Source organism: Allomuricauda sp. ANG21 (assembly GCF_040705235.1).
Classification (GTDB): Bacteria; Bacteroidota; Bacteroidia; order Flavobacteriales; family Flavobacteriaceae; genus Flagellimonas; species Flagellimonas marina.
Map to the genome: position 1 here is coordinate 2,501 of NZ_JBFCVT010000012.1, position 15,090 is coordinate 17,590.

12 protein-coding genes, 2 tRNA genes and 2 rRNA genes (1 of these 16 running past the window's edge) are annotated in these 15,090 nt (G+C 43.3%); 6 read left to right on the forward strand and 10 right to left on the reverse strand.

Annotation, left to right across the window (positions count from 1 at the left end; genetic code table 11):
* The 4 genes from AB1A65_RS13750 to AB1A65_RS13765 all read right to left on the reverse strand — a co-directional run.
* Nucleotides 1-393: ribosomal RNA gene (locus AB1A65_RS13750) — 23S ribosomal RNA — on the reverse strand; it reaches 2,425 nt to the left of the window's first position.
* A 204-nt stretch (nt 394-597) separates the two neighbouring features.
* Nucleotides 598-671 (reverse strand) — tRNA-Ala (locus tag AB1A65_RS13755).
* 127 nt (nt 672-798) lie between these two features.
* Nucleotides 799-872, reverse strand: a tRNA-Ile gene (locus AB1A65_RS13760).
* 106 nt (nt 873-978) lie between these two features.
* Nucleotides 979-2,502, reverse strand: a 16S ribosomal RNA gene (locus AB1A65_RS13765).
* Together the 16S and 23S rRNA genes with 2 tRNA genes alongside form the textbook arrangement of a ribosomal RNA operon.
* Nucleotides 2,503-2,954: 452 nt before the next feature.
* On the opposite strand from AB1A65_RS13765, the gene thrS reads away from it, so the two are divergent.
* The 4 genes from thrS to rplT all read left to right on the forward strand — a co-directional run bounded on the left by thrS (nt 2,955) and on the right by rplT (nt 6,166).
* A complete protein-coding gene (gene thrS, locus AB1A65_RS13770; RefSeq protein WP_366590223.1) occupies nt 2,955-4,895 on the forward strand; it encodes a threonine--tRNA ligase in 1,941 nt (646 codons plus the stop codon).
* 36 nt (nt 4,896-4,931) lie between these two features.
* A complete protein-coding gene (gene infC / locus AB1A65_RS13775) occupies nt 4,932-5,483 on the forward strand; it encodes a translation initiation factor IF-3 (protein WP_366590681.1) in 552 nt (183 codons plus the stop codon).
* Nucleotides 5,484-5,533: 50 nt separating this feature from the next.
* On the forward strand, nt 5,534-5,731 hold the full coding sequence (rpmI, locus tag AB1A65_RS13780; protein ID WP_015754448.1) for a 50S ribosomal protein L35: 198 nt from the start codon (nt 5,534-5,536) through the stop codon (nt 5,729-5,731).
* A gap of 90 nt (nt 5,732-5,821) precedes the next feature.
* Complete coding sequence (gene rplT / locus AB1A65_RS13785) at nt 5,822-6,166, forward strand: 50S ribosomal protein L20 (protein WP_036383285.1); 345 nt, start codon at nt 5,822-5,824, stop codon at nt 6,164-6,166.
* 200 nt (nt 6,167-6,366) lie between these two features.
* Here the strand turns inward: rplT and AB1A65_RS13790 are convergent, their stop codons facing one another.
* Entirely contained in the window at nt 6,367-6,789 is a 423-nt protein-coding gene (locus AB1A65_RS13790) for a secondary thiamine-phosphate synthase enzyme YjbQ (RefSeq protein WP_366590226.1), read from the reverse strand.
* 102 nt (nt 6,790-6,891) lie between these two features.
* Between AB1A65_RS13790 and AB1A65_RS13795 the strand changes: the two genes are divergently transcribed.
* Nucleotides 6,892-7,683 carry an HAD family hydrolase gene (locus tag AB1A65_RS13795; RefSeq protein WP_366590229.1) on the forward strand — a complete coding sequence of 264 codons (792 nt, stop codon included), beginning with the start codon at nt 6,892-6,894 and terminating at the stop codon, nt 7,681-7,683.
* 82 nt (nt 7,684-7,765) lie between these two features.
* Nucleotides 7,766-8,653 (forward strand): dienelactone hydrolase family protein, encoded by an 888-nt coding sequence (locus AB1A65_RS13800; RefSeq protein ID WP_366590232.1) that lies wholly within the window; start codon nt 7,766-7,768, stop codon nt 8,651-8,653.
* Here AB1A65_RS13800 and AB1A65_RS13805 read toward each other — a convergent pair.
* The 5 genes from AB1A65_RS13805 to tgt all read right to left on the reverse strand — a co-directional run bounded on the left by AB1A65_RS13805 (nt 8,650) and on the right by tgt (nt 14,938).
* A complete protein-coding gene (locus tag AB1A65_RS13805; protein ID WP_366590682.1) occupies nt 8,650-9,837 on the reverse strand; it encodes an asparagine synthetase B in 1,188 nt (395 codons plus the stop codon). The two genes, AB1A65_RS13800 and AB1A65_RS13805, sit on opposite strands and share 4 nt — an antisense overlap.
* Nucleotides 9,838-9,940: 103 nt before the next feature.
* Nucleotides 9,941-11,491, reverse strand: coding sequence for a replicative DNA helicase (dnaB, locus tag AB1A65_RS13810; protein ID WP_366590234.1), 1,551 nt, complete (start codon nt 11,489-11,491; stop codon nt 9,941-9,943).
* 167 nt (nt 11,492-11,658) lie between these two features.
* Entirely contained in the window at nt 11,659-12,612 is a 954-nt protein-coding gene (locus tag AB1A65_RS13815) for an acetyl-CoA carboxylase carboxyltransferase subunit alpha (protein WP_366590236.1), read from the reverse strand.
* 113 nt (nt 12,613-12,725) lie between these two features.
* Nucleotides 12,726-13,808 carry an LptF/LptG family permease gene (locus AB1A65_RS13820; protein ID WP_366590238.1) on the reverse strand — a complete coding sequence of 361 codons (1,083 nt, stop codon included), beginning with the start codon at nt 13,806-13,808 and terminating at the stop codon, nt 12,726-12,728.
* Nucleotides 13,808-14,938 carry a tRNA guanosine(34) transglycosylase Tgt gene (gene tgt / locus AB1A65_RS13825; RefSeq protein ID WP_366590241.1) on the reverse strand — a complete coding sequence of 377 codons (1,131 nt, stop codon included), beginning with the start codon at nt 14,936-14,938 and terminating at the stop codon, nt 13,808-13,810. Before tgt ends, AB1A65_RS13820 begins: the two co-directional genes overlap by 1 nt.
* Between the last annotated feature and the right edge of the window lie 152 nt (nt 14,939-15,090).

Consider the following 15,090-nt stretch of genomic DNA (forward strand, 5'->3'; position numbering starts at 1 on the left):
GGATACCACTATCCTCAACGCTCCTTGCCCGTACGGGACTGTCACCCATATCGTGCAGCTTTCCAACTGCTTCCGGTTCGTCACGCGAGAAATGTCGTGGTCCTACAACCCCCATCTTGCCGAAACAAAATGGGTTTGGGCTGCTCCGGTTTCGCTCGCCGCTACTACCGGAATCACTCTTGTTTTCTCTTCCTCCGCCTACTTAGATGTTTCAGTTCAGCGGGTTCGCCCCCATTGCTGGGTACTTGGCCTTCAACCAAGTGGGTTGCCCCATTCGGACACCCACGGATCAACGCTCATGTGCAGCTCCCCGTGGATTTTCGCAGCTTATCACGTCCTTCGTCGCCTCTGAGAGCCCAGGCATCCCCCATACGCCCTTCTTTTGCTTGTCGCATCCCACCTTGGCGATGGGACGCCCTCGTAATCCTTGTTATTCTATTCTACTTCGTGTTTCTTCTTTGACTTCGCATGTCAACGACCTAAGTCGTTGCTGCTCCGTCCCAATATGTCAATGAACTTTATCAAGTCATGAGTTATGAGTCTAGAGTTACGAGTGAACACTCTTAACTTCTTAACTCCGAACTCTTAACTCGGTTGTGGAGAATATCGGAGTCGAACCGATGACCTCCTGCGTGCAAGGCAGGCGCTCTAGCCAGCTGAGCTAATTCCCCATATACCAGTAGTTGGTACATAGTAGTTAGTAGTTAGAAAACACTCAACTACCTTCTCAACTTCTAGAATTTCCTTTCAATACTCAATGAACTTCGCACTCCGTACTTCCATACTTCGCACTTTTCGTAGTCTCAGGCAGACTCGAACTGCCGACCTCTACATTATCAGTGTAGCGCTCTAACCAGCTGAGCTATGAGACTGTCTTGGCCTAAAACCACCAATATATCTATAACATATCGCAGACAGCGAAAAAGAAAAAAACCACCCGATCGGGACCGGGAAAAGGCACCGGAACGCCTTCTCTAGAAAGGAGGTGTTCCAGCCGCACCTTCCGGTACGGCTACCTTGTTACGACTTAGCCCTAGTTACCGATTTTGCCCTAGGCCGCTCCTCTCGGTGACGGACTTCAGGCACTCCCGGCTTCCATGGCTTGACGGGCGGTGTGTACAAGGCCCGGGAACGTATTCACCGGATCATGGCTGATATCCGATTACTAGCGATTCCAGCTTCACGGGGTCGAGTTGCAGACCCCGATCCGAACTGTGACCGGTTTTGTAGATCCGCGCCCCCTTGCGGGGTGGCTTCCCTCTGTACCGGCCATTGTAGCACGTGTGTGGCCCAGGACGTAAGGGCCGTGATGATTTGACGTCGTCCCCACCTTCCTCACGGTTTGCACCGGCAGTCCCGCTAGAGTCCCCGACTTCACTCGCTGGCAACTAACGGTAGGGGTTGCGCTCGTTATAGGACTTAACCTGACACCTCACGGCACGAGCTGACGACAACCATGCAGCACCTTGCAGGCGGTCCGAAGAAAGGGGTGTCTCCACCCCATGCAGCCTGCATTTAAGCCCTGGTAAGGTTCCTCGCGTATCATCGAATTAAACCACATGCTCCACCGCTTGTGCGGGCCCCCGTCAATTCCTTTGAGTTTCATTCTTGCGAACGTACTCCCCAGGTGGGATACTTATCACTTTCGCTTGGCCACGGAGCACGAATGCCCCACAGCTAGTATCCATCGTTTACGGCGTGGACTACCGGGGTATCTAATCCCGTTCGCTACCCACGCTTTCGTCCATCAGCGTCAGTACATGGTTGGTCACCTGCCTTCGCGATCGGTGTTCTATGTGATATCTATGCATTTCACCGCTACACCACATGTTCCGGCAACCCCACCATGACTCAAGACCTGCAGTATCAAAGGCAATTCTATGGTTGAGCCACAGACTTTCACCCCTGACTTACAGGCCCGCCTACGGACCCTTTAAACCCAATGATTCCGGATAACGCTCGGACCCTCCGTATTACCGCGGCTGCTGGCACGGAGTTAGCCGGTCCTTATTCTCACGGTACCGTCAGCTCCCCTCGCAAGGGGAGGTTTCTTCCCGTATAAAAGCAGTTTACAACCCATAGGGCCGTCATCCTGCACGCGGCATGGCTGGATCAGTGTTCCCACCATTGTCCAATATTCCTCACTGCTGCCTCCCGTAGGAGTCTGGTCCGTGTCTCAGTACCAGTGTGGGGGATCCCCCTCTCAGGGCCCCTAACCATCGCTGCCTTGGTGGGCCGTTACCCCGCCAACTAACTAATGGTACGCATGGCCATCCCTGTCCGATAAATCTTTAACCAAAATATCATGCGATACTTTGGTACCATGGGGCATTAATCCAAGTTTCCCTGGGCTATTCCCCTGACAGGGGCAGGTTCCATACGCGTTCCGCACCCGTGCGCCGGTCGTCATCAGTTTGCAAGCAAACTATGTTACCCCTCGACTTGCATGTGTTAGGCCTGCCGCTAGCGTTCATCCTGAGCCAGGATCAAACTCTTCATTGTACATCGTTAAATATCTCTATAAGCGATACCAATGCACAATTCCCAGAATCCACGGATCAAAATGGTTCTTCTCTCTAATAATTACGCTGTCTATTGCAATATGTATATGAACTTCTTTCCTTAAATCCCCCAGAAAAAAAATTGGCCCTAAGACCAAAATCACTCCCGGAAAAACACCCAGCCTTATCAGCTAAGCGGGTGCAAATATAGAGAGGTTTAAATGATACCGCAAAACAATTTTGAAAAAAAATTCAAAAAAAATACATTTTACTGATAATCAATGCTTTAAATATAATGAATACTATCATTTTATCAAAATCCAATCCAACAATTAATTCCTACTATTTGTAAACCGTTGATTAAAGCTTTCTTATCCAATTGAATCCTATATATATTGTAAGCATCAATTCAAGATACTATCTTTGCGCACCATTCAAAATTAAGGAGTGTACATGATTGATATCACATTGCCAGACGGCGCGGTAAAGAAAGTTTCTGAGGGAACTACACCAATTGAGATTGCAAAAAGTATAAGTGAAGGATTGGCCCGAAATGTAATTTCGGCCAAATTCAATGATACCACTGTGGAAACTGTAACACCCCTGACCGAAAATGGTACACTTACCTTATATACATGGAATGATAATGAGGGCAAAAAGGCATTTTGGCACTCCACATCGCACGTAGTGGCTCAAGCCTTGGAGGAATTGTATCCTGGAATTAAGCTTACCATAGGGCCCGCCATTGAAAACGGATTTTATTATGATGTGGATTTTGGCGAGCACACGGTATCGGAAAAAGATTTTCCTACGATTGAGAAAAAAGCATTGGAAATTGCCCGTGGCAAGCACGACTATAAAATGCGAAGTGTTTCCAAAGCGGATGCTCTTCAATATTATAAGGAACAACATAATCCATATAAGGTAGAGCTTATTGAAAATCTCGAAGACGGTACCATTACCTTTTGTGACCACAGTACTTTTACTGACTTGTGTCGTGGTGGGCATATTCCAAATACAGGTATCATAAAGGCCATTAAAATTCTCAGTGTGGCCGGAGCCTATTGGAGAGGCGATGAAAACAACAAACAATTGACCCGTGTCTATGGCATTTCTTTTCCTAAACAGAAAGAGCTTACCGAGTATCTTGAACTTTTGGAAGAGGCCAAGAAACGTGACCACAGAAAATTGGGCAAAGAACTGGAACTATTCACTTTTTCACAAAAAGTGGGTCAGGGTTTACCCTTATGGCTACCTAATGGAGCCGCGTTGCGTGAACGATTGGAGCAATTTTTAAAGAAAGCCCAAAAGAAGGCTGGTTATGAAATGGTGGTTACACCTCATATCGGCCAGAAAGAACTCTATGTAACTTCCGGGCATTATGCCAAATATGGAGAGGATAGCTTTCAACCAATACATACCCCAAAAGAGGATGAGGAGTTTTTGTTGAAACCAATGAACTGTCCGCACCACTGCGAAATTTATAATAGCCAACCGTTCAGCTATAAAGATCTACCGAAAAGGTATGCTGAATTTGGTACCGTCTATCGATATGAACAGAGTGGAGAGCTACATGGTTTGACTAGAGTTCGTGGTTTTACCCAAGATGATGCCCACATTTTCTGCACTACAGAGCAGTTGAACGATGAGTTTAAAAATGTAATTGACCTTACCTTATATGTACTCAATTCTCTGGGCTTCAACAATTTTACAGCTCAAGTCTCTGTTCGAGATCTTGAAAATCCTGAAAAATACATCGGCAACACGGATGATTGGGAAAAAGCGGAGCAGGCCATCATTAATGCAGCAGATGAAAAAGGGTTGAATTATGTGATTGAAACTGGTGAGGCAGCTTTTTATGGTCCTAAATTGGACTTTATGGTTAAGGATGCCCTTGGCCGTAACTGGCAATTGGGAACCATTCAGGTGGATTATAACCTACCAAAACGTTTTGACCTTACTTATAAAGGAAGTGATAACGAGCTTCACCGACCCGTAATGATTCACCGTGCCCCTTTTGGAAGTATGGAGCGCTTTGTGGCTTTATTGCTGGAGCATACAGGGGGGAACTTCCCTTTATGGTTGATTCCAACACAGGCTATTGTACTGCCCGTCAGTGAGAAACATGAAAAATATGCGGAAAAAGTTTTGAATTCACTGGAAAATCACGAAATTCGCGCGCTCATTGATAATAGGAATGAAACGGTTGGGAAAAAAATCCGTGAGGCTGAACTTAAAAAAATCCCATTCATGCTCATTGTTGGAGAGCAAGAAGAAGCATCGGAAACCATTTCAGTAAGACGACATGGTGGCGAGGATTTGGGCAGTTTACGCACAGAAGCTTTTTCCGACTTGGTATCTACTGAAATAAATAGTACCTTAAAGTCGTTCTAAAAAATTAAGTTTAATTAAAAAGTATACGTCATAGCAATACGAAGAAGATTTAAGCCCCAACCAAGGAGGGAAAATAAAAACCCTCACAATATCAATGAGAATATTAAAGCCCCTGAGGTAAGGCTGGTAGGGGACAATGTGGAAATGGGAGTTTATCCAATTTCCAAAGCCCGGGAAAAAGCCAACGAACTGGAACTGGATTTGGTTGAAATTTCACCAAATGCAAGTCCACCTGTTTGTAAAATCATAGATTACAAGAAGTTTCTCTATGAACAAAAGAAACGGGACAAGGCATTAAAGGCCAAAGCAACCAAGGTTGTGGTAAAGGAAATACGGTTTGGACCACAGACCGACGACCACGATTATGAGTTTAAAAAGCGCCATGCGGAAAAATTCTTGAAGGATGGTGCCAAACTCAAAGCCTATGTATTCTTTAAAGGACGATCTATCGTCTATAAAGACCAAGGTGAAATTTTGTTGCTGCGATTGGCCCAAGAATTGGAAGAGCTCGGGAAAGTTGAGCAAATGCCAAAATTGGAAGGGAAACGAATGACCATGTTCATTGCACCCAAAACGAGTAAGAAATAAAAGATACTGAACGTTGTTCAGCATAATAAGCGGAGATAAATACTAGGAAAATGCCTAAGATGAAAACAAAATCCAGTGCCAAAAAGCGTTTTAAGCTTACAGGAACTGGTAAAATCAAGAGAAAGCACGCTTTTAAGAGTCACATTTTGACCAAGAAATCTAAAAAGCGTAAGCTTAAGTTGACCCATTCCACTTTGGTTCATCCAGCGGATGAGGACAACATCAAAGAACAATTACGTTTAAAATAATTGTTCAACCGGTACATTAATTATTAACCATGGAGTCGGGCCCAAAAAAGTTCTCAATAATTGAGACGCCTGCTACAAAAAAATGACATTATGCCAAGATCAGTAAATTCAGTTGCTTCACGCGCTAGAAGAAAAAAAGTGATGAAGCAAGCCAAAGGTTACTTTGGAAGACGTAAAAACGTTTGGACAGTAGCCAAAAATGCGGTGGAAAAAGCAATGCTTTATGCTTACCGCGACAGAAGAAACAAAAAACGTACGTTCCGCTCACTTTGGATTACCCGTATTAATGCCGGTGCCAGGATGCACGGAATGTCTTACTCTCAATTTATGGGGAAAGTAAAATCCAATGGAATAGAGCTTAATAGAAAAGTTCTTGCGGATTTGGCCATGAACCATCCAGATGCCTTTAAGGCCATCGTTGAGAAAGTAAAATAAGAATCAATATAAACTTACCCCGCTTATTTGGATCCCGCCTTGTGCGGGATCTTTTATTTTAAAAATGAGCCAACCAAACTCTGACACGAATTTCTCTAATAATCCCAAATTGACTGCTTTATCATTTTGAGCGAAGCGAAAAATCTCAATCCTTAACTCTTTCGTGTTCTCGACTGCGCTCGAACTGACAGATTAAAACATCATTGACCAAAGGCGGTAACGACCAGCTTTCTCCCCGAGGCGTGGTTTCTGTGCTCACAAAGATAAATGCCCTGCCAAATGCCCAAGTTCAATCTTCCATTGGTGATGGGAATCTGGACCGAAGCTCCCATTAATGATGCCTTAATATGGGCTGGCATATCATCCGGACCTTCGTAATTATGAATATAATACGGTGCATTTTCGGGTACCATTTTGTTAATATGACTTTCAAAATCGGTACGCACCGTTGGGTCAGCGTTCTCATTAATGGTCAAACTGGCCGAAGTATGTTTGATAAACACCTGCAGCATCCCGGTATTTATTTTTCGGATTTCAGGAAGTGCATCCAAAATTGTATCCGTAATTAAATGAAATCCTCTTGGGTAGGCCCGTAATTGCAGTTCAGCTTGATAAAAATCCATAAATCGAAATAAATCGTCGCACTAAATTAATATAAACTTTACCAAAAGGGATTCTTCCATTCCCTGAATAACAAATACCTTTGCAGCTTAATTTTCTTGAAAATGGATTTATCGCAGATTAAAATGGTGGTGACCGACATGGACGGTACATTGTTGAACTCCAGACATGAAGTAAGCCCTCGCTTTTTTGAAATTTTTGAAGAACTCAAGAAAAAGGAGATCATCTTTGTGGCCGCCAGTGGTAGGCAATATAATAGCATGGTGGATAAGTTGGAAGCCATCAAAAATGACATTATCGTGATTGCAGAAAACGGCGCATTGATCAAAAAACAAGAAGATGTTCTGTTGACCACGCCCATTACCCAACAGGAAGTCATCCGCATTTTAGATGTGGTAAAGCCCCTTAAAGATGTGCATCCTGTACTCTGCGGACAATATAATGCCTATGCCAATGATGCATCGGATGCGTTCTTGACCATGCTTGCTGAATATTATTCAGAATTTGATATTGTAAAGGATCAAACTACCGTGGAGACCGATGTTCTCAAAATAGCCATATACCATTTTGAAGATTCAGAAAAGTACATCTATCCTTCTGTCAGGCATTTGGAAGACACCTTAAAAGTAAAGGTCTCTGGGGCCAATTGGGTCGATGTTTCACACCAAGACGCCCATAAAGGGTATGCCTTGCAAAAGGTCATGGACCAATATCAAATTGCGGCCAACGAAGTTATGGTCTTTGGCGACTACAACAATGATCTGGAGATGATGCAGCTCTCCAATTATAGCTTTGCCATGGCCAATGCGCACCCAAACGTGAAAAAAGTGGCCAAATACGAAACCGTCAGCAATAATGAGTTTGGTGTGGAACGGGTATTAGAGAAACTTTTATAAACATCATTCTATTTAACTAGTTTGCAATAAGTTGCTTTGGTAAAATTTGTATCTTCAAGGTCAACCCGCTAAAGGCAGCACCATGGCACCCTTGAAAAAAGAAGATATAAAACAGGAAGTCTTTGACCTGTATGATGCTTATGCGCACAATCAATTGAATCGAAGAGAGTTTATGGAAAAACTCTCCGTCTATGCCGTTGGAGGCATCACTATGGCCTCACTCATGAGTTTTATCATGCCCAATTACGTGGATACCCTCTTGGTTCCACCCAATGACCCTCGTCTGGATTCTGAATTCATTACTTACGATTCCCCAAAAGGTGGCGGTGAAATCAAAGGATTATTGTCTAAACCCAAAGGCCATGATGACAAATTGGGTGGTATTGTAGTGGTACATGAAAATCGTGGACTCAATCCGTATATAGAGGATGTGGGCCGAAGGGCCGCTCTTGCAGGTTTTATTTCCTTAGCACCAGATGCATTGACACCACTTGGAGGATATCCTGGCAACGACGATGAGGGCAGAACCCTACAACGTCAACGAGATCGAAACGAAATGCTTGAAGACTTTATCGCCGCATACAATTATCTCAAAAACCATGAGGATTGCAATGGAAAAGTGGGTGTGGTCGGGTTTTGTTTCGGGGGATGGATTTCCAATATGATGGCCGTAAAAGTTCCGGATTTGGCCGCAGCCGTTCCTTTTTACGGTGGCCAACCCGATGATGATGAAGTGGCACAAATCAATGCTCCCTTATTGATTCATTATGCCGGATTGGATGAAAGAGTGAATGCAGGATGGGAAGATTATGAATCAAAATTGAAAGAGTTGGACAAAGAGTACGAAGCTCATTTTTATCCCGATGTAAATCATGGATTCCACAACAACACCACCCCGCGTTTTGATGAAGCTGCTGCCAATTTAGCCTGGGAGCGCACGATTGAGTTTTTCAAGAAGCATTTGAGTTAGGTTTTCTGCTTTTTCTTTCTTGCAGCAGGAAACAAAACATTGTTCAAAATTAAACGGTATCCCGGTGAAGTTGGATGCAACTCCAACTCGGTTTTGGGATCCCCTACCCTATGCTGATAGTCTTCAGGGTCATGGCCCCCGTAAAAGGTAAAAAAGCCTTTTCCTTTGATTCCGTGAATATATCGTGCTTCTCCATTGATTTTATTTTCCCCCAAGACCATTACTGTAGGCTTCACCTCGTTTCGTGTAAAAGCTGTGGTCTGTCCCATAAAGCCTTTTACCAAAGAGGTATGGTTTTGGGTCAACATGGTAGGTACAGGGTCCCATTTGGCCGAAAATTCCATCAAAGAAAAATAATCGGATTCCTTAGGCACATTACCGCGTTTGTTGGTCATATCGATGGATGAAAACTCGTAGCGAAGGGGATTCCGCTCCAAGACGAAGTTGGTAAATGCAAACGTATTTCCATAGTTCAGTTTACCTTGATAATTGGCGTCGGAGGGATTACCATCGAACATAGGCTCACAGATATCTACATTCTCAGCTGCCAAAGCAATATCAAAACTATCGGTGGCCGAGCACATAGCAAACATAAAACCTCCTCCCACCACATAATTTCGGATTTTTAAGGCAACGGCCAGTTTTTCATCAGAAACTTTGGCATAACCTAATTCTTGGGCCAGAGTTTCTGCCTGTTCTTTGGCTTCAATGTACCAAGGCGCTGCACGGTAAGCACCATAAAATCGACCAAACTGACCTGTGAAATCTTCATGGTGCAAATGCAACCAATCATATAACGCCAATTTATCGCCCAACACCTCTTCATCATAAACGGTGGTATAGGGAATCTCAGCATAAGTCAGTACCATGGTCACCGCATCATCCCAAGGTGGATTGTCCTTAGGGGAATACACCGCAATCTTTGGTGCCTTTTCCAAAATAACGGCATCTTGGTTTTGGGATGGACTGCTGATTTCATCCAAAATCTGCTCGGCTTTACTATCCGATAGTACTTCAAAAGAAACGCCACGAATTTGGCATTCTTTTCGGATAGCTTCACCATCGGGCAATAAAAAGGAACCTCCGCGATAGTTCAACAGCCATTGTACTTTTTGTTGTTTAGTGAGCACCCAATAGGTGATTCCATACGCTTTTAAATGGTTTTCCTGACTTTCGGCATCCATGGGAATTAGGATGACAGAGGCAGAAGATTTCAAAAACAGAAGGAAGAAAAATAAAAAGGTGAGATTTCTCGCATTTGCTCGAAATGACCTTGGTTTTGCTTTTTTAAAAAGGTACGTCGCTATCATCTGGGTCATCGTCATCACTGTTCATTGCGCTCCCAAAAGCTTCATCCGCATTGGGAAGATTTGGGGTTGCAAAGGGATTTTCTTCGTCCGCATTCATCTTCGATTGGAATTCGAATGGGGAGTCAAAGTCATCCAAGTTATCAAATTTACCCAGAGCGCCAACAAATTTTAACCTAATATTATCCAAACCACCATTACGGTGCTTGGCCACAATAAACTCTGCCTGACCTTGGGTGGGGGTGCGCTCTTCATCATCCCACTCGTCAATTTTGTAGTATTCCGGCCTGTAAATAAAGGAAACAATATCGGCATCTTGCTCAATAGCCCCAGATTCCCGCAAATCAGAAAGAATGGGGCGTTTACTGCCTCCACGGGTCTCCACGGCCCTTGATAACTGCGACAGTGCAATTACGGGAACATTCAACTCCTTTGCAAGTGCTTTTAAGTTTCGGGATATGGTGGATATCTCTTGTTCACGGTTTCCGCCTTTTTGACTTCCGCCAGCGGTCATCAACTGTAAATAGTCAATTATAATCAACCGAATTTTATGCTGTGAAGCCAATCTCCTTGCCTTGGCCCTAAGGTCAAAAATGGAAAGTGAAGGTGTATCGTCAATGAACAAAGGTGCCTTTTCCAATGCCTTTACCTTGACGTTCAACTGCTCCCATTCATGTTTTTCAAGTTTTCCGGTCCGTAATTTTTCAGAGGAAAGGCCTGTTTCCGAAGAAATCAAACGCGTAATTAACTGTACGGAGGACATCTCCAAAGAGAAGAATGCCACCGGAATATCTGAATTTACCGCAATATTCCGTGCCATGGAAAGGGTAAGGGCCGTTTTACCCATACCGGGACGGGCTGCCACGATGACCAAATCACTAGGCTGCCAGCCGGAGGTCAATTTATCCAACTTGTCAAAACCAGATGGGATTCCACTCAACCCTTCTTTATTTGAAATTTCTTCAATCTTCTTCTTAGCTTGAATCACCAAATTTTGGGCGGTTTCTGCAGAACGTTTTAAATTGCCTTGGGTAACCTCATACAATTTCGCTTCGGCATTATCCAAAAGGTCAAACACATCGGTGGAATCGCTGTAAGCATCCTCAATGATCTCATTTGAAATCTTGATCAGGCTCCGCTGAATGTATTTCTGGAGGATGATACGCGCATGGAACTCAATGTGGGCCGAAGAAGCCACTTTTTGAGTAAGTTTTATAAGGTAAAAGTCCCCTCCTACGGCTTCTAGCCTTCCATCTTTCTTTAATTGTGAGGAAACGGTTAATAAATCCACCGGCTCGGAGGATTCAAACAATTTAAAGATGGCTTCATAAATATATCGATGCGCATCTTTGTAAAAAACATCAGGATGTAGGATATCTATTACTTCATCCACACCTTTCTTATCAATCATCATCGCGCCCAGCACAACCTCCTCTAAATCAACTGATTGAGGTGGTATTTTTCCTTTCTCAAGGCTAATGAGGGTAGATTTCTCCACTCTATGACCGATGACTGGGCTAGGTTTGTCCATGAGTACGAAAGTAGCTAATTAACCTTTAGTTAACTTGAATAATAAAAGATGCGATTTCCACAGGTCTTCAACAATTAAAATGTTGACAACTTCAAATACCTGTTAATAACATAAAAAAAAGTGAGGATAAAACCTAATAAAAAAAGTTAACCTCTGAAAAACAAGAACTATCCGTTGAAAACACCCATATCGGAGTATTTATCCATGCGGGTTTTAACGAGTTCTTTTGGTGATAACTTTTTGAGCTCTTCGTAATGTGATGAAATTTTATTCTTGACGGTCTCGAACGTTTTTTCTCGGTTGGAATGCGCTCCTCCAAGAGGCTCCTTAACAATCTCGTCCACCAACTTTTGCTTTTTCATATCGGCCGCAGTCAGTTTAAGGGCTTCAGCTGCTTGCTCTTTATATTCCCAACTTCTCCAAAGGATGGATGAACAGGATTCGGGTGAAATAACGGAATACCATGTATTTTCCAACATCAATACTTTATCTCCAACACCTATGCCTAAAGCACCGCCTGATGCACCTTCTCCAATAATCACAACAATGATTGGTACTTTTAAGCGGGTCATTTCCATAATATTCCTAGCAATGGCCTCACCTTGGCCTCTTTCTTCGGCTTCAATCCCAGGATATGCTCCGGGCGTGTCGATGAAACATACAACGGGAATTCCGAATTTCTCTGCAGACTTCATCAAGCGAAGGGCTTTCCGATATCCCTCAGGGTTGGCCATACCAAAATTACGGTACTGACGGGTTTTGGTGTTGTAGCCTTTTTGCTGACCGATGAACATATAGCTCTGGTCACCAATTTTGCCCAAGCCACCCACCATGGCCTTGTCATCTTTTACATTTCGGTCCCCGTGAAGCTCCAAAAATGTATCTCCGCAAATGGCCTTAATATAGTCCATGGTATACGGCCTATTGGGGTGCCTTGATAGTTGCACCCGCTGCCAAGCGGTCAAATTTTTATAGATATCCTTTCGGGTTTCTTCCAGCTTTTTTTCAATCTGGGAACAGGTTTCAGTGACATCAACATCACTTTCTTCCCCAATTACCATACATTTTTGAAGTTGGTCTTCAAGTTCTTTAATGGGAAGTTCAAATTCTAAATATTCCATTGGAAAATTGTTGTTTTCAAGAAATACAATGGGGACAAATATATGACATTATGTATTATTCACAGAAAATGCACAAGCCATTTAACATCAACAAGATAACAGTTTTAGGCGGGTTAACGTTTGGCTTTCATCAACATGTAGACGGCAAATACCCCGAAAATAAGATTGGGAATTATCACGGCCAACAAAGGTGAAAATCCAGATTGCTCCGCCAAGGTTCCAAAAACCTTATCAAAAAAGATATATACAAATGCAACGCCAATACCAAACGCCAAGTTGAGTCCCATACCTCCCCTTCGTTTTACCGAGGAAACCGCTACCGCAATTATGGTAAGAATAAAGGCGGCAATCGGTAGGGCCCATCTTTTGTATTTTACTAAAATATAGGCATTGATGTTGGAGGCCCCTTTTCGTTTTTGATCCTCAATAAAATCGTTCAGTTCGAACAGGTTTTTGGTCTCCGCCACATAGGAAACCGGGGTGAGGTCTTCCAACTTAAAGGTGAACAGCGTATCCAGCCTGCGCTGGGTCTCAATTACCTCCACATTATTTTGAAGTTTCCGTTTGGAGTAATTGGTCAATCGGTATATGCTATCCTTATCAATCCATCGAATATTACTCGCTGAAATTTTATAATCCAACTGCTTTATGGAATCAAAATGCTCATAGGTAAAGTTGTATCCTATCTTTCTATTTGGGTCAAAACTACTTACATAGAGATAGTCATTTTCATTCAATTGATTGAAGATGTTGTCCGTGACCCGATCTTGTTTTCCCCGCTTAAAATATTTGTATTCAAATTCATTAAAGCCGATACTGGCATGGGGCACGATGAACATTCCCATCATAAAAATAAGAATGGCCACTAGGGTTGCACCTATTAAATAGGGCCTTAAAAATCGTCCATAGGACACCCCAGAGCTCAAAATGGCCACAATCTCGGTATTACTTGCCAATTTGGAGGTAAAAAATATGATGGATAAAAACAGGAAAACGGGAAGCAGTAAATTTCCAATGACCAAGGTAAAATTACCGTAGAACACGATTACTTCGGCCAATGGGGCCTCATTGTCTATGATTTTCCCAATCTTTTCAGCCAAATTGGCCATAATCCCAATAGGTACAAAGAGCATGAGCATCCCCAAAAAGGTGACCAGATAGCGTTTTAAGATGTACTTATCAAGTATGGTCAGCATTACAATCGTTTATCCATTTGTTGCACCATTTGGGTTTTCCATTCCAAGAAATCCCCAGCTAAAATACGCTCTCTTGCCGTCCGAACCAACCAGAGGTAAAAACCGAGATTGTGAATGGTGGCAATTTGTTTGCCCAAATATTCGTTGGCAGCGAACAAATGCCTCAGATAAGCCTTGGAATATTCGGTATCCACAAAAGTGATTCCCATTTCATCAATGGGCGAAAAATCATCTTCCCATTTTTTGTTCTTTATATTGATGGTGCCGTGGGCGGTGAACAACATCCCGTTTCGGGCGTTTCGAGTGGGCATTACGCAATCGAACATATCCACCCCCAATGCAATGTTCTCCAATATATTAATAGGTGTACCCACACCCATGAGGTAACGGGGCTTGTCCTCTGGCAGAATATCACAGACCAATTCGGCCATTTCATACATTTCTTCGGCAGGTTCTCCTACGGAGAGACCGCCAATGGCATTGCCTTCCGCACCAACGGAAGCAATATACTCCGCGGATTGTTTCCGTAAATCTTTATACGTGGAGCCTTGAACTATTGGGAAAAAGGTTTGGGAATACCCATATTTAAAAGGGAGGTTCTCCAAATGCGAAATACACCTATCCAACCATCTATGCGTTAAGTGCATGGAACGTTTGGCATAGTTGTAATCACAGGGATAGGGTGTGCATTCATCAAAGGCCATGATAATATCCGCGCCAATGGTACGCTGAATCTCCATAACGTTCTCTGGCGTAAAAAAATGATGCGAACCATCAATATGCGACTTAAACTTGACCCCCTCCTCTTTGATTTTTCTATTGTTGGAAAGCGAATACACTTGATACCCCCCACTATCTGTCAATATATTGCGATCCCAACCCATAAACTTGTGCAGACCTCCGGCTTCTTCCAAAATGGAGGTTTTGGGCCGCAAGTACAAATGGTAGGTATTTCCCAAAATAATATCTGGGTCAATTTCATCCTTCAATTCGCGCTGATGCACCCCTTTTACAGAGGCCACAGTCCCCACGGGCATAAAAATTGGGGTTTGAATTATACCATGGTCTGTAGTGATTTCCCCTGCCCTGGCCTTGCTCTTATTATCCTTTTGTAGTAAGCTAAACTTCAATGCTTCTATTTAAAACCGCAAATATAGCCAACTCATCCCCGCTTTCCCTTAACAAAAAAATAAAGTTTAAACGGGGAAGTATTTTGTGAAAAATACATTTCTTCCTTGTTTACCCGACCTAATGCCTGTATTTTTGGTACCTCAAAATTAAA